The sequence below is a fragment of the Nannocystis sp. RBIL2 genome, assembly GCF_026626745.1.
In the GTDB taxonomy this organism is placed as follows: Bacteria; Myxococcota_A; Polyangia; order Nannocystales; family Nannocystaceae; genus Nannocystis.
In genome coordinates, this window is record NZ_JAPNJW010000001.1 from 51,629 (window position 1) to 73,279 (window position 21,651).

At 72.4% G+C, this 21,651-nt stretch carries 20 protein-coding genes; 14 read left to right on the forward strand and 6 right to left on the reverse strand.

Features of this window, described 5'->3' with window-relative positions; all coding sequences use genetic code 11:
- Positions 1–50: 50 nt before the first annotated feature.
- Positions 51–458, forward strand: coding sequence for a nucleoside diphosphate kinase regulator (gene rnk / locus OV090_RS00195; protein WP_267701394.1), 408 nt, complete (start codon positions 51–53; stop codon positions 456–458).
- Positions 459–537: 79 nt separating this feature from the next.
- Here the strand turns inward: rnk and OV090_RS00200 are convergent, their stop codons facing one another.
- Positions 538–1,302 carry an ATP-binding protein gene (locus OV090_RS00200; RefSeq protein WP_267701395.1) on the reverse strand — a complete coding sequence of 255 codons (765 nt, stop codon included), beginning with the start codon at positions 1,300–1,302 and terminating at the stop codon, positions 538–540.
- A 455-nt stretch (positions 1,303–1,757) separates the two neighbouring features.
- On the opposite strand from OV090_RS00200, the gene OV090_RS00205 reads away from it, so the two are divergent.
- The 3 genes from OV090_RS00205 to OV090_RS00215 all read left to right on the forward strand — a co-directional run bounded on the left by OV090_RS00205 (position 1,758) and on the right by OV090_RS00215 (position 6,562).
- On the forward strand, positions 1,758–3,215 hold the full coding sequence (locus OV090_RS00205) for a ferritin-like domain-containing protein (protein WP_267701396.1): 1,458 nt from the start codon (positions 1,758–1,760) through the stop codon (positions 3,213–3,215).
- A gap of 89 nt (positions 3,216–3,304) precedes the next feature.
- Positions 3,305–4,312 (forward strand): fused MFS/spermidine synthase, encoded by a 1,008-nt coding sequence (locus OV090_RS00210; RefSeq protein WP_267701397.1) that lies wholly within the window; start codon positions 3,305–3,307, stop codon positions 4,310–4,312.
- A 177-nt stretch (positions 4,313–4,489) separates the two neighbouring features.
- Positions 4,490–6,562, forward strand: a complete 2,073-nt coding sequence (locus tag OV090_RS00215) for a hypothetical protein (RefSeq protein WP_267701398.1) — start codon at positions 4,490–4,492, stop codon at positions 6,560–6,562.
- A 267-nt stretch (positions 6,563–6,829) separates the two neighbouring features.
- On the opposite strand, the gene OV090_RS00220 is transcribed toward OV090_RS00215, so the two are convergent.
- Positions 6,830–7,015, reverse strand: coding sequence for a hypothetical protein (locus OV090_RS00220; protein ID WP_267701399.1), 186 nt, complete (start codon positions 7,013–7,015; stop codon positions 6,830–6,832).
- Positions 7,016–7,191: 176 nt separating this feature from the next.
- Between OV090_RS00220 and OV090_RS00225 the strand changes: the two genes are divergently transcribed.
- The 3 genes from OV090_RS00225 to OV090_RS00235 all read left to right on the forward strand — a co-directional run bounded on the left by OV090_RS00225 (position 7,192) and on the right by OV090_RS00235 (position 9,434).
- A complete protein-coding gene (locus tag OV090_RS00225; protein ID WP_267701400.1) occupies positions 7,192–7,980 on the forward strand; it encodes a hypothetical protein in 789 nt (262 codons plus the stop codon).
- A 687-nt stretch (positions 7,981–8,667) separates the two neighbouring features.
- Complete coding sequence (locus tag OV090_RS00230; RefSeq protein ID WP_267701401.1) at positions 8,668–9,150, forward strand: hypothetical protein; 483 nt, start codon at positions 8,668–8,670, stop codon at positions 9,148–9,150.
- A gap of 44 nt (positions 9,151–9,194) precedes the next feature.
- Positions 9,195–9,434, forward strand: a complete 240-nt coding sequence (locus OV090_RS00235; RefSeq protein ID WP_267701402.1) for a hypothetical protein — start codon at positions 9,195–9,197, stop codon at positions 9,432–9,434.
- Positions 9,435–9,627: 193 nt separating this feature from the next.
- Here the strand turns inward: OV090_RS00235 and OV090_RS00240 are convergent, their stop codons facing one another.
- Together OV090_RS00240 and OV090_RS00245 are read right to left on the reverse strand one after the other, a co-directional pair.
- Positions 9,628–9,813 carry a hypothetical protein gene (locus OV090_RS00240; RefSeq protein WP_267701403.1) on the reverse strand — a complete coding sequence of 62 codons (186 nt, stop codon included), beginning with the start codon at positions 9,811–9,813 and terminating at the stop codon, positions 9,628–9,630.
- Between the two features lie 70 nt (positions 9,814–9,883).
- Entirely contained in the window at positions 9,884–11,131 is a 1,248-nt protein-coding gene (locus tag OV090_RS00245) for a hypothetical protein (protein WP_267701404.1), read from the reverse strand.
- A gap of 232 nt (positions 11,132–11,363) precedes the next feature.
- On the opposite strand from OV090_RS00245, the gene OV090_RS00250 reads away from it, so the two are divergent.
- Positions 11,364–12,008 (forward strand): RNA polymerase sigma factor, encoded by a 645-nt coding sequence (locus tag OV090_RS00250; protein ID WP_267701405.1) that lies wholly within the window; start codon positions 11,364–11,366, stop codon positions 12,006–12,008.
- A gap of 77 nt (positions 12,009–12,085) precedes the next feature.
- Positions 12,086–15,583 carry a serine/threonine-protein kinase gene (locus OV090_RS00255; RefSeq protein WP_267701406.1) on the forward strand — a complete coding sequence of 1,166 codons (3,498 nt, stop codon included), beginning with the start codon at positions 12,086–12,088 and terminating at the stop codon, positions 15,581–15,583.
- A gap of 184 nt (positions 15,584–15,767) precedes the next feature.
- On the opposite strand, the gene OV090_RS00260 is transcribed toward OV090_RS00255, so the two are convergent.
- Positions 15,768–16,505 carry an SDR family oxidoreductase gene (locus OV090_RS00260; protein ID WP_267701407.1) on the reverse strand — a complete coding sequence of 246 codons (738 nt, stop codon included), beginning with the start codon at positions 16,503–16,505 and terminating at the stop codon, positions 15,768–15,770.
- Between the two features lie 174 nt (positions 16,506–16,679).
- Here OV090_RS00260 and OV090_RS00265 point away from each other — a divergent pair, with 174 nt between their 5' ends.
- The 4 genes from OV090_RS00265 (at position 16,680) to OV090_RS00280 (ending at position 20,301) form a co-directional block, all read left to right on the forward strand.
- Complete coding sequence (locus OV090_RS00265) at positions 16,680–17,594, forward strand: AraC family transcriptional regulator (RefSeq protein ID WP_267701408.1); 915 nt, start codon at positions 16,680–16,682, stop codon at positions 17,592–17,594.
- Between the two features lie 386 nt (positions 17,595–17,980).
- Positions 17,981–18,991, forward strand: coding sequence for a DnaJ C-terminal domain-containing protein (locus OV090_RS00270; RefSeq protein WP_267701409.1), 1,011 nt, complete (start codon positions 17,981–17,983; stop codon positions 18,989–18,991).
- Between the two features lie 211 nt (positions 18,992–19,202).
- Positions 19,203–19,631: an STAS/SEC14 domain-containing protein gene (locus OV090_RS00275; protein ID WP_267701410.1), complete on the forward strand. Its 429-nt coding sequence runs from the start codon at positions 19,203–19,205 to the stop codon at positions 19,629–19,631.
- A complete protein-coding gene (locus OV090_RS00280; protein ID WP_267701411.1) occupies positions 19,618–20,301 on the forward strand; it encodes an STAS domain-containing protein in 684 nt (227 codons plus the stop codon). Before OV090_RS00275 ends, OV090_RS00280 begins: the two co-directional genes overlap by 14 nt.
- A gap of 87 nt (positions 20,302–20,388) precedes the next feature.
- Here OV090_RS00280 and OV090_RS00285 read toward each other — a convergent pair whose 3' ends face one another.
- Complete coding sequence (locus OV090_RS00285; RefSeq protein WP_267701412.1) at positions 20,389–21,255, reverse strand: hypothetical protein; 867 nt, start codon at positions 21,253–21,255, stop codon at positions 20,389–20,391.
- Between OV090_RS00285 and OV090_RS00290 the strand changes: the two genes are divergently transcribed.
- Positions 21,233–21,631, forward strand: a complete 399-nt coding sequence (locus OV090_RS00290; RefSeq protein ID WP_267701413.1) for a hypothetical protein — start codon at positions 21,233–21,235, stop codon at positions 21,629–21,631. The two genes, OV090_RS00285 and OV090_RS00290, sit on opposite strands and share 23 nt — an antisense overlap.
- Positions 21,632–21,651 lie beyond the last annotated feature (20 nt).

The window sequence follows — 21,651 nt, forward strand, 5'->3', positions numbered from 1 at the left end:
GACGAGGCCCGCCGTTCGGCGGGCTTCATTTTTTTTCAGAGGCCATCGCCATGCAATCCGTCCCACCGATCACGATCTCTCGCCTCGATCTCGGCCGCCTCAAGCGCCTGCTCGCCAACCCCATGGTGCGAGGCACTGACGCCGCCGACGCCCTCGACGACGAGCTCGAGCGCGCCGCAGTCGTCGACCCGGCCGCGCTTCCGCCCACCGTGGTGTCGATGAACTCGCGCGTGCGCCTGCGAGAGCGCCGCAGCGCCCGGGAGCACGAGCTGACCCTCGTCTACCCCGACGACGTCGGCCCCGATCGCGTCTCCGTGCTCGCCCCGGTCGGCAGCGCCCTGCTCGGCCTCGCCGTCGGCCAGGACATCGAGTGGCCGCTGCCCGACGGCCGGGTCGCCGAGCTCACCGTGCTCGAGATCCTCTACCAGCCCGAGGCCATGGGCGACCTCGACCTGTGAGCCGCTCGCTACATGCCCTGGAGAGCATGTCCTTGGTGACATGCTCTCTTGAACATGCCGCTTCGGACATGTCTCGAAGTCACGCCAGCCCCTCGAGCGCCTCGCGCTCGTTGGCGTAGACCTCGAACACGCCGATGAGCTGCGTGACCTGCAGGATCTCCAGCACCTTCGGCGGCAGGCGGCACAGCGCCAGCCGGCCGCCGCAGTCGGCCGCCGCCGAGTAGGCGCTGACCAGCGCGCCGATGCCCGACGAGTCGACCGTCGTCACCCGCGCCATGTCGATCAAGAGCTTGCGCGCCCCGGCCTCCAGCGCCGTCAGCACCCCCTCGCGCAGGCGGACCGCGCCGGCGCCGATCGTGATCTTGCCGGCCGCGTCGAACACGTGGATGTCGTCGCGTTGACGCGCCGCGAGGGTCATCGCGGCCTCCCGGGGCTCCGGCTCGTACGCCCCGCGCGGCGGCCGGGTCGGGTCCGCCAGGCGCGTGGACATCGTCACCGTCGTCCCGCCGCCGGCGCGGCGGTCGTGGACCACCTCGTCCATGAAGTGGCGCATCAGGAACACGCCACGGCCGCGCGGCTCGAGCCGGCGCGTCGTGTCGCGTGGGTCAGCAAGGCGCTTGCCGTCCCAGCCGGCGCCCTCGTCGTGCACGCGCACGACCAGGCGGCCGCCGCCGAGCTCGACGGCCACGCCGACCTGTTTGCGCGGGTCTTCGCCGTTGCCGTGGACGATCGCGTTGGCGACCGCCTCGCGCAGGGCGACTTCGGTGCGCCAGCAGGCCTCGTCGTCGACCCCGATTCGGCGCAGGAAACCGTTCACGGCCTGCGACGCGGACTCGACTTCCATGCGTCGGCTGGCGATTGCGAGGCAGAGGTGTGCTGACGCATTCACAGCGATCCGTGTAGCACCGTGTCGCAAGCGTGCAGACGCTGGCCCACCGCCGTCCCCCCGCGCGTGGGCGAGCGGCGGCGCGACGGCCCGGCGCCATCGCACGTCTGCGGCGCCTTCGTTCGGCCGCTGCGCCGCGTCCACCGGCCCCGGAACGCCGGCCAATGACCAGAGCCCCGCCCGACCTGCGCGGCCCGCGACCGCGAGGCGAGCGAATGCAACGAATTCCAAGTCCCGGCCGGCCCCGCCCGTCGCGGGTGACATGACCGTTCGGACATGCGCGCCCGGCCGGCTCACGGGCCCGCGATGGCCGGAGCCTGCGCGATCCATCACCGTCGCCGCCGGTCTGCGCGTGATGTCCCGCCCCGGCCCCAGGTGCCGCCGCTGCCGCGACACCGCTTAGCCTGGAGAGGATGTCGGCCGCCTCCTCGTCGCTCACGTGTCTCCGCGTCGCGCTCCTCCACGCCCTCGGCCTCACCGCCGCTTGCACCCGGCCGCCGCTCGGCGACGACCCCGGCACCGCGAGCGGCACCGGAACCACCACCAGCGCGGCCACCACCGCCCCGACGACCACCAGCGGCCCCGCCGACCCCACCACCGGCGCGGCGACGACCACCACCACCGGCGCCGGCACCACGCTCGCCACCACCGTCGACAGCACCGGTCCGGTCGCCACCACCGCCGTCGACAGCACCGGCCCCGTCGAGCCCGCGACCACCACGACCTCCACCACGACCTCCACGACGACGTCCACGACCACCACCACGTCCGGCACCACCGACGACACCTCGAGCACCACCGGCCCGGCCTGCGTCAACCTCATGGATCTCGGCGACGAGTTGATGCCCACCGATCTGCTCGAGATCCCGGGGTGCGAGGATTACAACGCTTCCGACTGTTATGATTATATGCGGATCTGCGTGCCCCTCCCGGACGGCCTGCAGAGCTGCGATCAGTGCGCGCCGGACTGCCTCGGCCCGCTGCCGGACCTGTGCCCCGACTTCGGCTACCAGCTCGCCTGCGGCCCGCTGGCCGTCGACGGCCAGTGCTGCCACGTCGTCGAGTACAGCTGGAACTGCACCGACGGCCGGCCCTTCCTGGTCGAAGGGACAGCTCGCACCGCCGCCCCGGCGCGCCGCCGCGACTGGCTGGCCGACGCCCCCGGCCCCGCGCCGGCCTTCGTCGCCGCGCTCGCGCCGGCCGCCCGCGCCGAGCTCGCGGCCCTGTGGACCGCCGACGCCCTCGCCGAGCACGCCTCGGTCGCCTCGTTCGCGCGCTTCACCCTGCAGCTGCTCGCCCACGGCGCCCCGCCCGGGCTGGTCCAGGAGGCCTGCGCGGCCCAGCTCGACGAGGTCCTGCACGCCCGCCTGACCTTCGCCCTCGCCGCCGACTACGCCGGCGCCCCGATCGGCCCCGGGCCCTTGGCCACCGACGACGCCCTCGGCGGCCCCGGCGACCTGGCCGCGGTCGTCGCCGCGGTCGTCCGCGAGGGCTGCGTCGGCGAGACCCTGGCCGCGGCCGAGCTCGACCTGGCCGCGAGGACATGTGAAGACCCGGCCCTCGCCGCGACCCTGCGGCGGATCGCCGACGACGAGCAGCGCCACGCCGCGCTGGCCTGGCGCACCGTCCAGTGGGCTCTCGGCCGCGGCGGCCCGGCCCTGCGCCGCGTCGTCGCCGAGGCCCTCGCGGTGCGGATCGCCGCGCCGCCGCGCGACCGCCTCGACCCAGCCCTGATGCGCCGCCACGGCCGCCTCCCCGCCGGCGAGCGCGTCGCCCTGGCCGCCCAGTGCATGCGCTCGGTGGTCCTCCCGTGCGCCCGCGCCCTGCTCGACGACCTCGCAGTCGCGCGCCCGACCGAACTCCCCGTCTGACGCTCGCAGCCGCCGTCTCGCCTCCTGGCCCGACGCTCGCGGCCGCCGTCTGACGCTCGTCCGGGGCGCGCCGGTGATACCATCGCCGCGTGCGCGCCGCCGTCGCCTCGTCGCATTCGCCTGACTTCGCCTGCCGCAGCCGCAGGTCCCTCGCGCGCGTCCTCGCCCTGTGCCTCCTGTCCGCAGGGACAGGCGGCTGCAACCGCCCCGCGGCCGACGAGCCCCCGCCCGCGAGCGCCCCGGTCGCGGCCGCCGCGACGGATCAGACCCTGCCGGCCCCGGCCCCGCCCGCGCGCGTCCGCGGGCGCAAGATCCTCGCCGAGGCCACCTCGCCCTATTCGAAGATCCGGGTGCAACAGACCGGCACCAAGCGCACCCTCGGCTTCATCCGCAAGCGCGGCGACGAGTTCGTGCAGACGATCGTCGACCTCGCCGATCCCGACGTCCCCGCGCATTCCTACGTCGAGACCATGACCGCGCCGTTCATGGTCGTCGACGACCCGCGGCGGCTGTTGGTCGTCGGCCTCGGCGGCGGGACCATGATCCGCTACCTCCATTCGCGCGTGCCGGCCGCGCAGATCGACGCCGTCGAGATCGATCCGGAGGTCGTGCGCCTGGCGGGCGAGTGGTTCGGCGTGGTCCCGGGGCCGCGGCTGCGGATCTTCACCGACGACGCCGTTCGCTTCATCGCCGGCGAGGGCGAATCGTACGACATCATCTGGCTCGACGCCTTCCTCGACCCCGGCGCCCCGGGCACCGACAATTCCGGCGTGCCCGAGGAATTGCGCGGCCTCGGCTTCCTCCGCCGCGTCAAGGCCCGCCTCAATCCGGGCGGCGTCGCGGCCTTCAACATTCACCATTTGACCGGCTACGACGCCCACGTGAATGCCATCGCCGAGGTGTTCCCGCACGTCCAGGTGGTCCGCCGCCCCGGCAGCAGCAATTGGATCGTCCTCGCATTGACCGCCGACGAAGCGCCGACCCCCGAGGCCCTGCGCAGCCGCGCCGAAGCCCTCGACGCGCTCGGCACCTGGAAGATCTCGTTCACCGAGCTCGCCGCGGTCACCTTGCCGTGGGAGCGGCGGCCCTCGCCTTGATCTGCGGATCGGCGGCTCCGCGGCTCCGCGATCGCGGGCTCTGAAAGTCGCGTCTCACCGCTCGCGCGTAAGCGCACGGGGTCGTCACGAGGTCGTCACGCCTCCGTGTCAGCGCACGCCGGCCTCGTGAAGGCGCTGCGGCGAGCTGTGATAAGACGGACCGAGGGAGACTTTAGCGTGATCCGGACCAGCCCGCTCGCCGCCACCTTCACCGCCTTGACGCTCACCGCCCTCGTCGGCGCCTGCGGCGACTCTGCCACCGAATCCGCCTCCGACGGCACCTCCACCGGCTCGGCCGCCACCACCGACGAGCCGCCGACCGGCACCGGCACGACCGCCCCGACCACCACCACGGGGGGCACGGACGACAGCACCACCGGTCCCGTGGTGCCCGAGCCCGACCCGAACGTCGACTGGCCGACCCTCGAGTGCGACCCGCTCGACCCCAATTACTGCCTGTTCCCGTTCCCCAACAATGTCTATACCACCGCCGACGCGACCACCCCGACCGGTCGCCGCGTCGCCCTCCCGCGCGATTCGCTGCCGATGTCGACCGGCGGCATCTTGCCGGAGACCGACGTGTTCGCCGAGCTCGACGGCTTCTCGGGCGGCCTGCCGGGGATGGTGCACATGCCGGGTGCCACCATTACCGGCCTGCCGGGCCCGTGGAGCATCGAGCTCTCGGTCACGCCCGACAGCCCGACCATCGTCCTCGACGTCGACACCGGCGAGCTCGTGCCGCACTTCACCGAGCTCGACATGTCGCACGGCGACGACGCCCGGCGCACCCTGCTGATCCGCCCGGTCACGCGCCCGCGCGACGGCGCCCGCCTGATCTACGCCGTGCGCAACGTCGTCGACGCCGGCGGCGAGCCGCTCGCGCCCTCGCCGGCGTTCGCCGCCCTGCGCGACCTGACCCCGTTCCCCGACGACCCCTCGATCGACGCCCGTCGCCCGCTCTACGCCGACATCTTCCAGCGCCTCGAGGCCGCCGGCGTCGTCCGCGACGAGCTGCAGCTCGCCTGGGACTACACCGTCAGCAGCACCGAGAACACCACCGGGCGCCTGCTGCACATCCGCGATCACGCGCTGGCGCAGGTCGGCGCGGCCGGGCCCGCCTACGAGATCAAGTCGATCACCGAAGATTGCGACGAGTTCATCGCCCTGTGCGTCGAGGGCGAGATGACCGTCCCGCTCTACCTCGACAAGCCCGAGTCGGGCGGCCGCATGATCCTCGACGACGCCGGCCTGCCGACCCAAAACGGCACCGCCACCTATCCGTTCACCGCCCTCATCCCGTACAGCGCCTTCACTGCGCCCTCGGCCCCGGTCGCCTACGGCCACGGCCTGCTCGGCAGCCGCTCGCAGGTCAAGGCCAGCCACTTCCGCCAGTTCGCCGAGGACTACAACTACATCCTGTTCGCGGTCGACTGGGTCGGCATGGCCGAGGACGACATCGTCACGATCGTCGGCGCGCTGGGCGGCAACCTCCACCAATTCGCGGCGATCCCCGACCGCGGCCAGCAGGGCATCCTCAACTTCATCCTCGCCACACGAATGATGCTCGGCGACTTCGCCAGCGACCCGTCGCTGACCTGGCAAGGCGACCCGGCGATGTTCGACACCTCGGCCGCCTATTACTTCGGCAACAGCCAGGGCGGCATCTTCGGCGCCTCGCTGATGGCCGTGCAGGTCGACGTCACCCGCGGCATGCTCGGCGTCCCCGGCCAGCCGTACAATATCCTGCTCAACCGCAGCGTCGATTTCGACAACTTCTTCGCGGTCGTCAAGGGCGCCTACCCCGACCCGATCGACATCCAGGTGGTGCTCGGCCTGGTGCAGATGCTGTGGGACCGCTCCGAGCCCAACGGCTACAGCCACCACATCCGCGAGCCGCTGCCGAACACGCCGGCCCACGACGTGCTGCTCAACGTCGCCATCGGCGACCACCAGGTCACGACGCTCGGCGCCCACATCATGGCCCGCGCGATCGGCGGGGTCGCCAACATGGGCCCGGTCAATCGCTCGATCTGGGGGCTCGAGGAAGTGGAGGGCAGCCACTCCGGCTCGGCGATGGTGGAGTTCGACTTCGGCCTGCCGGCGGAGCCGACGGTGAACGTGCCGATGAAGGAAGGCGAGGACCCCCACGGCGGGCCCCGCAAGACGGCGGCCGCGAACGCGTCGATGGACAAGTTCTTCCGCGAGGGCGTGGTCGAGACGTTCTGCGACGGGGCCTGCGATCCGGAGTGAGCCGAGCTCATGACATGTCCTTCGGGGCATGTCATCGACCTCGGGCGGCTCGAGCGTGGGTGCTTCGCGTATTGCCGACTGCGCCTCGCGGGGGGTCCGGGGATGGGCCGGCCGCAGCCGTGAGAAGCCGACGCGCCGTCGCCGGCTTCGACGGGAGGTGTCCTTCGGGACAGGTCACGAGCGCCTGTGCGACGGCCAGGGCTGGCCGCCGCACAGGCGCCATTTCGTGTCCCTGACGGCGCCTCCTGGTCCCCGTGACCCCGAGCGCTAGCGATCGGGCTCCAGGCCGACCCGCTTCCCCGCGCCGCGGCCGACGAGCGCGACATCGACGACCCGCTGGAGCGGCGTGTCGGGCGCGGCCGAGAGGTCGAGGTACGAGCTCTCCGGACCGTGGCAGCGGGCCAACTCCGCGGCCAGCACCTCGACCTCTCGCACCGTGCGCGTCTCTCCCACGAGGCCTGGACGAGCTCCATCGTCCGTGAGTATTGGGTCGCCAAGGAGTCGAGGAAATGGGCGTTCGACGGGAAACAGAAGCAGGCGTCCTGAGCCAGGGCGTGAGACCCTCCTCGCCCGCATGCGCGCATGCGTATTCGACTTCATCTGCACCGCGATCCATGAAAATCCCACCCATGCCTGTTCTTGAGCGCTCGCTGGCTCCGCTGGCGCTGGCGCTCTGGTTCGCGCCGGCGTGCCGCGAGGAGCCCTGCGATCTGCGCCTGTCGTTCCCCCACTTCAGCTTGCAGGATGCAAGCGGAAACCTGTTGCCGCAGGCGAATATCGCCGTGACGTGGACCGGTGAAGATGCCCACGTGGTGCAGTTCGAGCTCACCTGCGGATTCCCTGCGGAGCCGGCTTCGGGTGACGCGGACGCCTGCTCGTTCACCCTCCACTATGCTCGAGAGCCCAGGAATTACGGCGCGGGGACGCTGTGGGTGCGGATCGAGGCCCCGGGACTGGAGCCGCGCGAAGAGGAGTACAGCCGCGCCGTGAAGGGTTGCGACGTGGTGCCGGACATCGTCGAGGTGCTCACTCTGGCGGACGCTCCCGACGTGCAGGGGCTGTGCGCCGCGATGTGGAGATTCAGTGCGATCCCGACGCAGGCTCGACCGCCGAGGAATGTGCCGCGAAATGTGAAGACGACCTCGCGATCTCCGGGGGTGAAGCGGACGCGTGCCGGCCGGCAGTCGCTGCGATGTACGCGTGCATCGGCGAGCTGTCGTGCTCGGATCACTCGGCGTTCGTCGCTGGCGAGGCGAGCCCTGCTCGGTCCCCGAGCAGCACGTGGCAGCGTGCGAGGCGCAAGGCCCGTCACCGGGGTTGGAACCTTCGCCCTGATGCGTTCTCGACGCATGCGGTACGGCAGCCCCGGCGGTGGCAGTGCTCACTCGAGCAGGACCGCGGACAGCGTCGGGCCCTGATACGGATCCTCGCTGCCGCCGAGCAGCAACACCGGCCGGTATCGAGCAGCACCGCAACGCCTTCGGACCGATCCGCTGTCGCACGTCCGCGGCCGCGCTCGCGACGTTTTCTTGCCGCTGGCCCATTTCGGGCCCGCCATGACTGTTCCGTCGTTCCCATCCATTTCGCGTCCAGCGATTCACGCGAGGAGGCACGCGTAGCGATCGAACGCGTCGAGCGACCCCGTCGATTCGTCGCGTGCAGTCGCTCAGCGGGCCCTAGAAGGCGAATCGCAGGAGCCGAGGCTCGCCCTGTGACAGCGACCTCGGCTCGTCGTAGTGCCACACACTTGCGCGGCGGCCTCACTGCAGCCCCATGGGGCTGCCCCATGGGGCTGCCCCATGGGGCTGTCTAATCGCGCCTCGTTCGGAACTCGAGGTTTTCATCTTGATCTCTGCGCTTGAGACATCTAAAGTCTGGCTCATCTCATAGCTCGTCTGCCCCGATGCGCCGCACTCGGCGCGCGCGCTATCATAAACATGTGAACCATGGCCGTCGCCACGGCGCATGAACAATCCAGGAGAGTTCGTATGGGAGGGTGGCCTCGTAGAACATTCCGGGCGCTCGTCGCTTCGGCCAGAACGCTCGCATTCCCTGCGCTGGGCGCCGCCGTCGGCCTCGTCCTCTGCGCGGCGGCGGCCTCGCAAGTGCGCGCCCTGAGCCCGCACGACGTCTTGCGCGCCCGCGCGCCGGATCGCCTCTACGTGACGCTGGATTGCCAATTCAGCCGACAAGCGCTCGACCTGCTGGCCGTGCGCCCAGGGTCGCGGCCGATGCTCCCGATCGCCGCGGACCTCGCCCCGACCCCGGAGCGAGCGGCGCTCTGCGAGCACGCGCTGACGGTGCTGCGCTCGGGCGACGGCGTATGGTGGAAGGTCCTGCCGGACGATTACCTCTGCGGCCTGATCGCCGCCGAGGCGCGCGAATGGCTCTCGAGCCAGGTCGGCGAATCGGCGCAGGTCCCCGCGTGGGTGGTCGACGGCGCGCTCGTCGAGTCCGGCATGAGCGAGGCGGCCCTGGACGCGCTCCACCGCCGCGACCTCCTCGCCGCGCTCGACATCAGCGAGCCGCCGGGCGAGCTCCCGAACTCCTTCGATTCCGCGAACCATACCAACAAACATGGAGAGTGATGACATTGAAGAACCACAAAAAAACCCTTGGTTTCCTCACCGGGATGCTCCTGTCCGTCGCGTGCTTCTCGTTCTCCTTCCTCTCGGGGAGTAGCGCGAACGCCGATCCCCCGTACTGCCCCCTCGGCACCCAGGCGAGCCCTTACGGGTTCCAGTGTGTCTCGGGCTCGTGCGTCAAGCGCAACTGCGCCTGGGAGGGGTACATCATGAACTCGTCGTGCACCCAGCTGCTGCCGAGCGGATGTAGCCTCGGTCCTCAGTGCAAGATGGGAGCCTGCAGCTAGCGCGACGACGAGCCACGGCCGCGCCAGCGGCCCGTGGCGCGATGTCGCGTCGGGGCCGGCGCGCGGGCACATCGAGGCTCGCACGCCGGCGCCTCGACGCCGGCGCCCCTCGCTGTATGAGTATTCCGCGCCTCGCGCGTTGCCACGATGGTGCCCAGCCGCTCCGTTGCCGACCTCTGAGAGAGCTTGGCCCTCACTCGAGCAGGAACGCGGACAGCGTCGGGTCCTGATACGGATTCTCGCTGCCGCCGAGCAGCAACACCGGGCCGGTGTCGAGCAGCACCGCCGCGAACGGGAACGTGGGCGCGGGCAGCGACGGACCGGGGACAGGCGCGTCCCGGTCGCTCGGCGGCCCGTCCCCGGATGCTCGGCCGTTCATCCGGGCCTGACTCCGACTGTGCCGCGCCCTGCAGCCATGGCGAGACCGCCCGCCCTTGCATGTCGAGCGTTCACTCGAGCAGGAAGGCGGACAGCGTCGGGCCCTCGTTGCTGCCGAGCAGCAGCACCGGCCCGCTGTCGAGCAGCACCGCCGCGATCGGGATCGTCGGCGTGGGCAATGACGGGCCGGGGGTCAGCGCGTCGGTGGCGGGATCGTAGAAGTGCGTGGCGACGCCCGGGTCTTTGCCGGGCTCGCCGACGATCCACACGCGACCGTCGGCCAGCACGACGCCCACCGGCGGGCGATGGAAAGGCGTCGCGGGATCGGCGAGCTCCTGCAGCGTGGTCAAGGTGTCCGTCGCCGCGTCCAGGCGGACCAGCCAGGGTCCCGGCAGATGGTTGAGGCGGGGGCTCCCGAGCAGGAGCACGCTGCCGTCGGGGAGGGAGAGCGCCTGCCGGGAGAAGTCCGCCTGCTCGCCGGCATCGGCGCCGATCGGTCGACTGCTGTTGCCGTCGAGGTCGATCGCCTGCGGCCCCTGGGTGATGAACGTCGCGTCTTCGAAGGCATCGAAGCCGCCGAGCGCGACGATCTCGCCGTTGCCCCGGCGCGCGGCCGAGAACAGCGGGGCGAAGAAGGCCGAGAAGAACGGGAACTCGACCTCGACCGGCAGCGGCGTCGAAATTCCGGTCGACGGATCGAAGCGCTCGGCGACCACGGACGAATCGCCGAGGACGACCACGGTGTCCCCGGGCTCGGCGATCGCCGTGACCACGTGCCGCGCCTCGGTGAGCGCGCCGACGACCGCGCTGGCGAGGCCCTCGGGATCGATGCGCTCGACCTCGACGAGCTTCGCCTCGAGCTCGTGGGACGAGCGCCCGGAGAACACGAGGACGCTGCCGTCGCTCAGGGCCGCGCTGTCGTGCTCGAAGCGCGGGTGCTGCAGCTCGGGACCGGCGACGAAACCTTCGCCCGGGCGCCACAGCAGCGTGCCGGGGACCACGTCGGGGTCGCTGCCGGCGTCGGGGCCGTCGGCCACGAGCCCGCCGATGAGCAGCGCCCTGCCCCCCGGCAGCGCCTCGAGCGTGAACCCGGTCCTCCGCGGCGGTGAGTCGAGCAGGGCGACCTGGTTCTCGTACACGTACGGCCCGTCCGGGCCGGTGGTCGAGGTGCTCGTGCCGTCGCCGGACGTCCCGGAGCCTGCGAGCGGACCCGTCGTCGAACCACTCGTCGAACCACTCGTCGAACCACTCGTCGTGGTCGTATCGGCCGCGCTCGCGGTGCCGTCCGCCTTTTGCGAACCGCAGGCCAGCAGCAACATTCCTGCGAATGCGACGGCGCCGCGGCCCGGCCAGGTGAACAGGTTCGGGCCAGAGATGCGCGCGCGCGAGTCGGAAACCACCATTGATCGCTCTTCGCAGCAGTCTAGCCGAGTTCGTTCGCGCTCGCCGTTGCTCCTGGACGCAGTGTGAGCGAGCCAGGGCCTGCGGTCATCAGCCGCGATGGCGCGCTGATTTGACCGCGCCGGCCAGGCGCGGCATCCTGGGTGGCCCGTGTCCGAACCCTCGCCTCCAGACGAGGTGCTCCTCGCCGGCTGGCTCGCGGGCGACCGCAAGGCCGGCTTTGCGCTGTTCGAGCGCCACTACGACGCCGTCGCGCGGTTCTTCCAGAGCAAGGTCGGCGACCAGGGCGGCGACCTGATCCAGCGCACCTTCCTCGCCTGCGTCGAGTCGCTGCCGAGCTTCCAGGGCCGCGCCAGCTTCCGCTCGTACCTGTTCGCCATCGCCTACCGCCAGCTGTGCCGCTTCTTCCGCGACCGCGCGCGCGAGCAGCAGCGCCTCGACTTCACCAGCGTCTCGGCCGAGGACCTCCAGCCGTCGGCCGCCGCCGCCATCGGCCAGCGCGAGGAGGTCCGGCTGCTCCTCGCCGCGTTGCGCCGGATCCCCGTCGAGCTGCAGGTCCTGGTCGAGCTTCATTACTGGGAGGGCCTCACCACCGGCGAGATCGCCGAGGTCCTCGAGATCCCGCCCGGCACCGTGCGCACGCGCTTGATGCGGGCGCGCGAGCAGCTCGACGCGGTGATGCAGCGGATCGCCGAGTCCCCGTCGCTGGCGCACAGCACCCAGACCGGGTTCGAGCGCTGGGCGGCCGAGCTGCGCGCACCGCTGCGGGCCCGGCGCGGTCCGGAGTCGGGGTGAGCGAGGCGCGAGAAAAATTCGACCGACCCGGCGAGCAGGACGGCGGCGACGGGAACCACTCCGATGGAGCCCATCCGATGCCCCTCCCGCCGTTCGACCGCACCGTTCAGTTCACCGACGTCGACCCCACCGACCCCGACGATGGCCCCGGCCTGCCGCGACCGGAGCTGCGCCGCACGCCCGAGCTCGAGGTCATGCGCGCCCACCTCGCCGACGCCCTGTTCGGCGTCTCCGTGGCGACCCCGCGGATCGGCCGCTTCCGCGTGCTCGGGGTGCTCGGCCGCGGCGGCATGGGCGAGGTCTACGCCGCCCGCGACGACGAGCTCGATCGCCAGGTCGCGGTCAAGCTGCTGCACACCTCGCGCGAGGCCGGGCCGCGGGCGCGCGCGCGGCTGATCCGCGAGGCGCTGCTGCTGGCCCGGCTGTCGCATCCCAACGTCGTCCAGATCCACGAGGTCGGCGAGCACGACGGGCAGGTCTACGTGGCCATGGAGTTCGTCGACGGCCACAATTTGGCCGACTGGCTGCGCGCCCTGCCGCCCGGCCCGCGCCGCTGGGAGGCCGTCCTCGCGGTGTTCGTCGCCGCCGGCCGCGGGCTGCAGGCCGCGCACGCCGCCGGCATCGTCCACCGCGACTTCAAGCCGGCCAACGTCCTGGTCAGCGCCGACGGCCGCGCGCGCGTGCTCGACTTCGGCCTGGCCCGCTTCTCGAGCGACGTCGAGGATGTCCCGACGGACATGTCCGAATCGCCAGGTTATTTCGCCGACCTCACCGCCACCGGCGCCCTGCTCGGCACCCCGGTCTACATGGCCCCGGAGCTGTTCGCCGGCGGCGCCGCCAGCCCCGCGAGCGACCAGTACGCCTTCTGCGTCGCCCTCTACCAGGGCCTCTACGGCCGCTGGCCGCACGAGGGCGAGCGCCTCGCCGATCTCGTGGCCGCCAAGGGCTCCGACGCCATCGTCACCCCTGCGGAGCGCCGCGGCGTGCCAAGGTGGTTGCACGCCGCCGTCGTGCGCGGCCTGCAGGTCGCGCCGGCCTCCCGCTGGCCGTCGATGGCCGCGCTGCTGCGGGAGCTCGCGCGCGACCGCCGGGCCGCCGCGCGCCGCACCGTCCTGCGCGTCGCCGGCGCGGCGCTGGTCGGCGTCGCGGGCCTCGCCGGCGTGCAGGCGTGGCAGGCCGCGCAGGAGGCCGAGCGAGCCGACCGCGCCGAGCTGCTGGCCGAGCTGCGCGCCGCCGAGAGCGAGCGCGCCCAGTTCGAGAAGGCCACGATCGCCGCCGCCGAGCAGGCCGCCGAGGTGCTGCGCCTGTCCTCCACGCCAGGTCGCGAGCGCGACGCCCTCGTGCGCGGGGTCCAGCTCGCGGCGCCGCACGGGCCCGACTTCGCGGGCGTCTCGGCGATGGTGTTCGACGGCCTCGCCGAGGCCTCGCCCGCGCTGATCCCCTACGCCACGCTCGACGGCCACCACGGGGCCGTCGGCGCCGCCTTCTCGCCCGACGGCGCCCGCGTCGCCTCGCTCCACGTCGACGGCTCGGTGCGGCTGTGGGACGCGAACACCGGCGCCGCGCTGTGGGCCACCCCGAGCCTCGAGGGCCTCACCCACGCCAGCCTGTTCAGCATGCTCGCCTTCGATCGCACCGGCACCCGGCTGGTGACCAACGGCGTCGCCCCGCGCAACCGCCCGAGCTGCACCGTCTGGGACGTCGCCACGGGCACCCTCGCGCGCGAGCTGCCCGATTGCACGTACCCGCACTTCGCGGCCGACGACACCCGCATCGTCGGCCGCGCGCGCATCGCCGACGATGATTGGCGCCACGCCGCCTGGGACCTCGGCACCGGCGCGCTCGCCTGGCAGCTCGACGGCGACGGCATCGACGACTCCGTGGTCACCCCCGACGGCCAGACGCTGATCGTCGCCCGCGACGACAACGCAGTCGACCTGTACGCCATCGGCGACGGGCGCCGGATCGGCCGCCTGCCGCCCATCCCCGGGGTCAAGCCGTCGCACTACCACTCGATCGGACTGTCGGCCGGCGGCGACCTGCTCGCAGTGGTCGACGGCGAGAGCGAGCTGCACCTGTGGGACCTCGAGAGCCGCCGGCTCCTGCGCTCGTTCGGGCCGGTCCACGGCTCGCCGCGGTTCATCCGCGACGACACCCGCCTGCTCGTCAACAGCCACGACAAACCCAGCCTCTACGACCTCGAGGACGCCAAGCTCCTCGCCCTGTGGCCCGAGCACAGCATCACCACGGTCGAGCTCGACGGCGGCGTCCTCGTCTCCTACGCGAACGACGATCTGATCCTGAGCAGCAACGAAACCGGCCGCGTCATCACGCGCACTCGCGGCCACGACGGCTCGATCCGCCGCGCCGTCGCCTCGCCCGACGGCCGGCGCTTCGCCACGGCCGGCGACGACGGCATCGTGCGCCTGTGGCAGGGCGGCGACCCGCGCGCCCTGCGTCGCCGTCAAGCACCGCTCGGCGAGCGCGTCCTCGTGTTCGAGGACGAATTCTTCGCCACGGTCGACGCCGCCGGGGTCACCCGGATCCACACCCACAGCGATGCGCCGCTGGCGACCGTCCCGGCGTTCCCCAACATCTTCGGCCAGCCCCAGGTCGCCCGGATCCCCGCCGGCTTCCTCGTGTGGCCGTACGCGGTCCACGCCCCGTCCGAGTGGTCGATCCGCCTGCTCGACCCGCAGACCGGCGCCGAGCGGCTCCGCCACGTCGTCCCCCGCACCAGCGACGACTGGCTGGTGGTCGAGCCGGTCTTCTCCCGCGCCGCCGACCGGCTCGCAGTCCCGCAGCTCGACGGCTCGCTGGTGGTGCTCGACACCCGCAGCGGCGAGCGCGTCTGCACCCTCGCCGGCGACGGCCAGCCGCTGATCAACAGCGCCATGCGCGACGACGGCCGCCTCGCCGCCACCCTCGACCGCCACGGCACCGCCGTCGGCTGGGACCTGACGACCTGCCGCAAGACCTTCAGCGTCGCAACCACCGGATCCGTAGAACATGCCCGAGAGTTCAGGTTCGTGGGGACAGGTTCTCTCCTGGTCCAGCGCGGCGGCCGGACCGTCGTGCACGACGCCGGCAGCGGCGAGGTCAAGCTCGGCGTCGAGGATCCCTGCGCCGCCGACTACTACGGCGACTCCGATCTCTCGCCCGACGAGACCCGCCTCGTCACCTGGTGCTACGGCCCAGGGCGCGGGTGGATCCGCGACGTCCCGAGCGGCGAGCTCGTCGCCACCCTCGAGGGCATCGACGCCTACGGCGACGCCCGCGATCGCTTCTCGCGCACCGGCGATCGCCTGACCGTGGCCGCCGACGACGGTGACGTTCTGGTGCTCGACGGCCGCACCGGCGGCCTGCAGGTACGGATCCGCGACCTCGACCCCAGCGACTGGCACTCGCCCCGGCTCGCCGACGACGGCGCCGCAGTGCACCTGCACCAGCGCAGCGGCGCCGTCCTCACCCTCCCCGCCACCCGCGCCGGCGCGTTCGCGGCCGCCTGCCGGGCCCTCGCCGCCACCGACACGTACCCCGAGGTCCGCGGCCCCTGCGAGGGCGCCTCGAAGTGACCCAAAGGACATGTCCATCAGGACATGTCCAAAGCGCCATTTCCAGGCGCCTCTCGCAATGCCACTTCGCCCCGCGCCGAAGGCCCCGGCGAGCCCGCGACGGCCCTCGGCGCCGCCGCCCCCGCCGACCGAGCCCGGGTGGCGGCCTCGCGGCCTCGCGCGTGCCCGCGAGCGCGTGGTGCCATCAATACGGGCTCGCGGTCGGCCGCACGATCATCTCGCTGACGTCGACCTCGGGCGGCTGCTCGATGGCGAACAGGATCGCCCGGGCGATGGCCGCCGCCGGGATGGCGATCTTGCGGAACTCCTTCATCCCGTCGCGCGCGCCCGGGTCGGAGATGGTCTCGGCCAGCTCCGATTCGGTCACGCCCGGCGAGATCACGGTGACGCGTATGTCGCCGCCGACCTCCTGCCGCAGCCCGTCCGAGATCGCCCGCACCGCGAACTTGGTGGCGCAGTACACGGCCGCGGTCGGCACCACGTAGTGCCCGCCGATCGACGACAGGTTGACGAAGTGCCCGCGCCTCTGCTGCTGCATCACCGGCAGCCCGGCCGCGATCCCGTGCAGCACCCCGCGGATGTTGACATCGATCATGCGATCCCACTCCTCGACCTTGAGCGCCTCGAGGTTCGACAGCGGCATCACCCCGGCGTTGTTGACGATCACGTCGACGCGGCCGAACGTCGCCTGCGCGAACGCCACGAACGCCGCCACGTCGGCGCGCTGCGTCACGTCGAGCCGGCGGTAGCGGACCGAGCCGCCGTCGCCCGCGATCTCGTCCGCCAGCGTCGCCAGCCGCTCGGTGCGGCGGGCCCCGAGCACCACGTGGGCCCCGTGCTTGGCCAGCAGGCGGGCGGTCGCCTCGCCGATGCCGCTGCTCGCGCCAGTGATCAATACGACTTTGTTCTCGATTTCGGACATGGTGATTCTCCTGTCTGCGTCGGGCGCCTGCAGCAGCGCCCCGCCACGCAGTCACAGTAAAAGCGGCCGCACCGGCGCGTTAGCCCGTTCCTCGCCGCCTCTTGCCCGATCCTCCGCCGCGCGCGTCGGGCCTGCAGCCTTGCCGCCCGCAGGGCCCGCGCGTAAGCTCGGCCGATGGCGACCGCCACGCCAGAGACCGCCGAGCTGGCCGCTCAATGGCTGCGGCACACCCCCGGCGACGGCGTGCATCCGACCGCCATCCCGCGCCTGTCGCTGATCCGCGCCGCGCGGCCCGGCGAGCCGCTCGTGCTGCTGCACCAGCCCGCCCTGTGCGTGGTGGCCCAGGGCAAGAAGCGCGTCCACCTGGCCGACGAGGTCTACGTCTACGACGCCTCGCGCTTCCTGGTCATCACGATCGACCTGCCGGTCACCGGTCAGGTCGTCGAGGCCAGCCCCGCGGCGCCGTACCTGTGCCTGCGCCTCGACCTCGACCCCGGCGAGCTGGCGCAGATGCTGCTGGAATTCGGCCCCCCGCCGCCGGCCCCGCAGCTGCCCGCCCGCGGCCTCTACCTCAGCGCAGCGACGCCGGCGATGCTCGACGCGGTGCTCCGGCTGACGCGCCTGCTCGACGCACCGGAGGACATCCCCGCCCTCGCCCCGCTGGCGGTGCGCGAGCTGACCTACCGCCTGCTCAAGAGCGACGAGGGCTGGCGGCTGCGCCAGATCGCCGCCGGTGACGGCCAGGCGCGCCGGATCGCCCGCGCCATCGACTGGCTCAAGCAGCACTACGCCGAGCCGCTGCGGATCGACGAGTTCGCCCGCGAGCTGCACATGAGCCCGTCCTCGCTGCACCACCACTTCAAAGCAGTCACGGCCATGAGCCCGCTGCAGTACCAGAAGCAGCTCCGGCTGCAGGAGGCCCGCCGGCTGATGTTCAGCGAGGCGCTCGACGCCACCAGCGCGGCCTTCCGCGTCGGCTACGAGAGCGCCTCGCAGTTCAGCCGCGAGTACAGCCGGCTGTTCGGCGATCCGCCCGCGCGCGACCTGCGGCGCCTCCGCGAGACCGGCGGCCTGGTCCGGCCGGCGTGAAGCCGGGAATCGCCTGTCCCTCCGGACATGCCCCCAAGGCCATGCTGCGTGGGCATAGCCTGTCCCTCCGGACAGGTCATGAGGGCCCGGCGGACCGATCTACCCGAAGTGCAGCGGCAGGAATCGCTCGTCCTGCCCCGAGGATCCCGAGGCGCGCTGGAATAGCCTATCTCTTCGGTCATGTCCTGAGAACCAGGCAGGCGTCCTGCTCCGGGGACGTCCATTCGCACATCTCCCGCGGGACCCTCCCTCTTCTCAGCCAGGCCGGCGCGGGAATAGCCTATCCTTCAGGACATGCTCCGGAGGCCACCCGCACATGTCCCTCGGGACATTCCGGAGCGCCGGCGAGCCTGGCCTGGCCGGGTCCGCCGCGCTACCCTGATCGGGTGCGCGACCTGTACGTCGTCCTCGGTATCGAACGCAACGCCGACTCCCGCGCGATCAAGCGGGCCTACCGCGAGCTGACGCGGCGCTTCCACCCCGACGTACGCCGCGGCCACGCGGGCAGCGAGGAGGTCTACCGCGAGATCGTCGACGCCTACACCATCCTCGGCGACGACCGCACGCGGGCCCTGTACGACGAGTTCGGCGAGCTCTCCCTGACCCGCGGCTTCGACCCCGCGCGGGCCCGGGCCGCGCGCGAGCGGGCGGGCGCGAGCGACCAGGCCTGGCAAGGTTCGCCGTGGGGGGCCGCCCGCCCCGGCGCCGCCGCGGACGACGACCCGGACGACCTGCCCGACGACGCCGGCGACCTCGACTTCGACGACCTCAAGCACGCGCGGCGCACCGTGTTCGACGACCTCCTCGGCAGCTTCTGGCGCGGCCGCGAGGTCCGGCTCGACGACGACGACGACGACGACGACACGGACGACGTCGACGACGCGAGCGGCGGCATGGGTCGCGACGCCCGCGCCGAGGCCTCGGTCCCGCTGGCGCGGGCGGTGGTCGGCTGCCAGGTGCAGGTCCGCGTCGGCGGCCGGATCGTCGACGTCGCAGTGCCCGCGGGCGCCCGCGACGGCGACCTGGTCCACCTGCCGGGCCACGGCGAGGCCGGCAGCCCGCCCGGCGACCTGCACGTCACGATCCGCGTCCTCCCCGATCCGGACCTCACCCGCCGCGGCCTCGACCTGACGCTGGCCGTACCCGTCACCCTGCTCGAGCTCTACCGCGGCGACCCCGTCGAGGTCGTCACGCCGCGCGGCGCAGTGCGGGTCCAGATCCCGGCCGGCTGCGCGCCCGAGCACAAGCTACGGCTGCGTCGCCAGGGCGTCCACGGCCCCGGCGGCGAGGTCGGCGACCTCTACCTCGCGTTCCGCGTCCAGCTGCCCCCGGCCGGCGACGCCGAGCTGCTGCGCGCGCTCGAGCGCCTGCAAGCCGCGGCGCGCCCGCGGGGCTGAGCCCCGCGAATGTGACAGTGAATCCGCCGCGAACGAGACACCGAACGACGTTCACCAAAGGGGCCCTCGATCGCGGCCGTTCGGGGGCTGCGGAGCCCCTGCGCGTCCGCGCGCCCGGGGCCGGCCTGCGGGCACGATCGAGGAATCATCGTTCGCCGCTCCGGCCGCGCCGCGGAGCAGTGTTCGCCCGCGCCGTGGTACGCTGCCCGCAGTGGCGATCAAGACCGCGAGCCAGCCCCTGCAACTGACGCGAGAGGCGGACATCGTTCACCTCGAGTTCCGCGGGCCCTTCGTCCTCGAGCACGCGAGGCCGGTCCACGAGTTCCTGGCGCAGGTCATGGCCGAGACCGGGCGCTGCTACTTGCTCGCCGATATGTCGAAGATGGACGGGATCCCGACCGACACGCGGCGCTACGTCGGCGAGTGGCACAAGCAGCACACGGTCTCCGGCGTCGCGGTGTACGGGGCCAGCTTCGCCACCCGCGCCCTGGCGACGCTGATGTTCCAGGCCGTCCGGATCGTCGGCAACCAGCACATCGAGATGGAGTTCTTCCGCGACGAGGTCGACGCGCGCCGCTGGATCGCCGACCACGCCGCCAAGCGCCACGGCGCGACCGGAGGCCAGCATGTCGTCCGGTGAGCTCGACGGCCTGCTGACGGCCGCGCCCGAGCGCTTCCACCGGCTCATGGCAGTGGTCGGCCTCGCCTCGGTCGGCGAGTTCGCGGCGGCCCTCGCCCACTTCGCCGCCGACGCGCAGGAGGACAACTTCGGCCTGCTCGAGGAGGGCCTGCGGGTCTTCATCACCGAGCTGAAGGCCAGCCACGAGGAGCGCGACCGGGTCCACGCCGCGCTGCTGCAGGCCAACCAGGAGATCGAGCAGAAGCTGGCGCTCATCGAGAGTCAGCGCCACGAGATCCACCAGCTGTCGGCCCCTATCCTCGACGTGTGGGACGGCGTGCTGGCGGTCCCGCTGGTCGGCACCCTCGATCACCTGCGCGCCCTCGCGGTCACCGACGCGCTGCTGCAGCGGGTCGTCGCCACGCGCTCGCGCGCCGCCCTCGTCGACCTCACCGGCGTCGATGGCGTCGACGCCGACACCGCCGACCACCTCATCCAGCTCGTGCGCGCCGTCAAGCTCGTGGGCTGCCGCGCCGTCATCACCGGCGTGAGCCCCGGCGTCGCCCGGACCCTCGCGGCCCTCGAGCACTCGCCGCGCGACCTGCAGTGCCTGCCGAACCTGCGCGAGGGCCTGCGTCACTGCCTGCTCGCCCGCAGCGCCGCATCCTCCCCGGCCACGAGCCGGCCGTGAACCGGCGCGGGCTCCCTCCGCGCGACGGCGTCGTCTCCCCGCACCACGTCACGAGCGACGCCCGCGTCGCGGCACCTCGCTGACGCCTCACGGCTGGCACAGCCGCAACCGCAGCCGTGGCGGCGTGAACGACTCGCGCGCGTGCACCCGCACGCCTGGGAACGGCACGTACTCGTCGTACGCCTGGCCCATGAAGTCCGCCGAGCTCGGAGCGACGACGAGCCCGCCGGCGATCGTCGGCACCCAAGCACTCGGTGCGCCGAGCGGCGCGAGGTCGATCGGCATCAGGCCCTGGCCCCCGTCCGCCAGCCCGTCGACGAGCCCGAGCGGCGGCGACATCCCCGGCGCCTCCTGCCACTCGCTCGCGCACGCCTCGCCGACCGTGGCGCCGCACTCGCGGCAGGCGAACGACGCCAGGCCGTCGACGCACCCTGTCGCCTCTTCCTGGCCTTCGAGCCAGGTCGCGTCCGCGTCGATGCCGTGCACGGCGAATTGCAAGTCATTGAACAGGGTCCAGTCGACCTCGGCCGCCAGCTCGAGGTGGGCCGCCAGGATCAATTCGTTCGGGATCGGCTCACCGTCCAAAAGCAGCGCCCCGTCCGCGCTCGGGAACCGGAGCACCAGCACGCTCTGCCCCGCGACCGCCGCGGAGATGGTCCCGTCGTCCTTGAACAGCTGCAGCTGCGGCGTCGCGCCGAAGCTGAAGTGCCGGCACTCCAGATCGGTGAACTCGGGCGGCGGAAAGTCCAGCAGCGGGCACCCCGGTTCAATGCCGTCGAACGCGTCGGAGAAGAACGTGTCGGCCTCGACCTCGAGCGCCACGTCGCAGCACCCCTCCATGTCGACCTCGCAGAGGAACGGCTCGCCGGTGGTCGTGGTCGACGTGCTCGTCGGCGCCTCGGTCGTCCCGGGCCCGGTCGTCGACGTCGTCGTGCTCGTGCTCGTCGGCGCCACCGTGGTCGCATCGGTCTCCGCATCGGTCGCGCTCGACGTCGTCGTCATGCCCGTGGACGTCGTCGTCGTCTCCGTCGCGCCGCCCGAAGCGGTCGAGCCGCTGCTGTCCCCCGGATCGCCCCCACAGGCGGACGACAGCACGATCACCATGGACGCGAAGACGAAGCGGCGTGAAGTCATGGCGCGAGACTATCAGCCCGAGCGGTGCGAGTCGGCGCATTCACGCCGGCATTTGCAGTCGAGACAGCCGGCCGCGGGGCCGCGTCGCCTCCCGCGGATCGCCGATTCGAAAAAAAAACCGCTCGTCGTCGCCCGCGCGTGGCCGCGGCCGAGAGCGCCGATCCGCGCCTTCGTGCCCGCTGCAGCGCCGGCGTGACTTCGTGTAGCGTGCCTCGT

Excerpts from the sequence above, each read along its gene's own strand:
- OV090_RS00245 (WP_267701404.1), bottom strand. The coding sequence starts at position 11,131 with ATGTTGCTGCTGGCCTGCGGTTCGCAAAAGGCGGACGGCACCGCGAGC.
- OV090_RS00235 (WP_267701402.1), top strand. The coding sequence starts at position 9,195 with ATGCTCCTGTCCGTCGCGTGCTTCTCGTTCTCCTTCCTCTCGGGGAGT.
- OV090_RS00200 (WP_267701395.1), bottom strand. The coding sequence starts at position 1,302 with ATGGAAGTCGAGTCCGCGTCGCAGGCCGTGAACGGTTTCCTGCGCCGA.
- OV090_RS00225 (WP_267701400.1), top strand. The coding sequence starts at position 7,192 with ATGCCTGTTCTTGAGCGCTCGCTGGCTCCGCTGGCGCTGGCGCTCTGG.
- OV090_RS00255 (WP_267701406.1), top strand. The coding sequence starts at position 12,086 with ATGCCCCTCCCGCCGTTCGACCGCACCGTTCAGTTCACCGACGTCGAC.
- OV090_RS00260 (WP_267701407.1), bottom strand. The coding sequence starts at position 16,505 with ATGTCCGAAATCGAGAACAAAGTCGTATTGATCACTGGCGCGAGCAGC.
- OV090_RS00265 (WP_267701408.1), top strand. The coding sequence starts at position 16,680 with ATGGCGACCGCCACGCCAGAGACCGCCGAGCTGGCCGCTCAATGGCTG.
- rnk (WP_267701394.1), top strand. The coding sequence starts at position 51 with ATGCAATCCGTCCCACCGATCACGATCTCTCGCCTCGATCTCGGCCGC.
- OV090_RS00205 (WP_267701396.1), top strand. The coding sequence starts at position 1,758 with ATGTCGGCCGCCTCCTCGTCGCTCACGTGTCTCCGCGTCGCGCTCCTC.
- OV090_RS00240 (WP_267701403.1), bottom strand. The coding sequence starts at position 9,813 with ATGAACGGCCGAGCATCCGGGGACGGGCCGCCGAGCGACCGGGACGCG.
- OV090_RS00280 (WP_267701411.1), top strand. The coding sequence starts at position 19,618 with ATGTCGTCCGGTGAGCTCGACGGCCTGCTGACGGCCGCGCCCGAGCGC.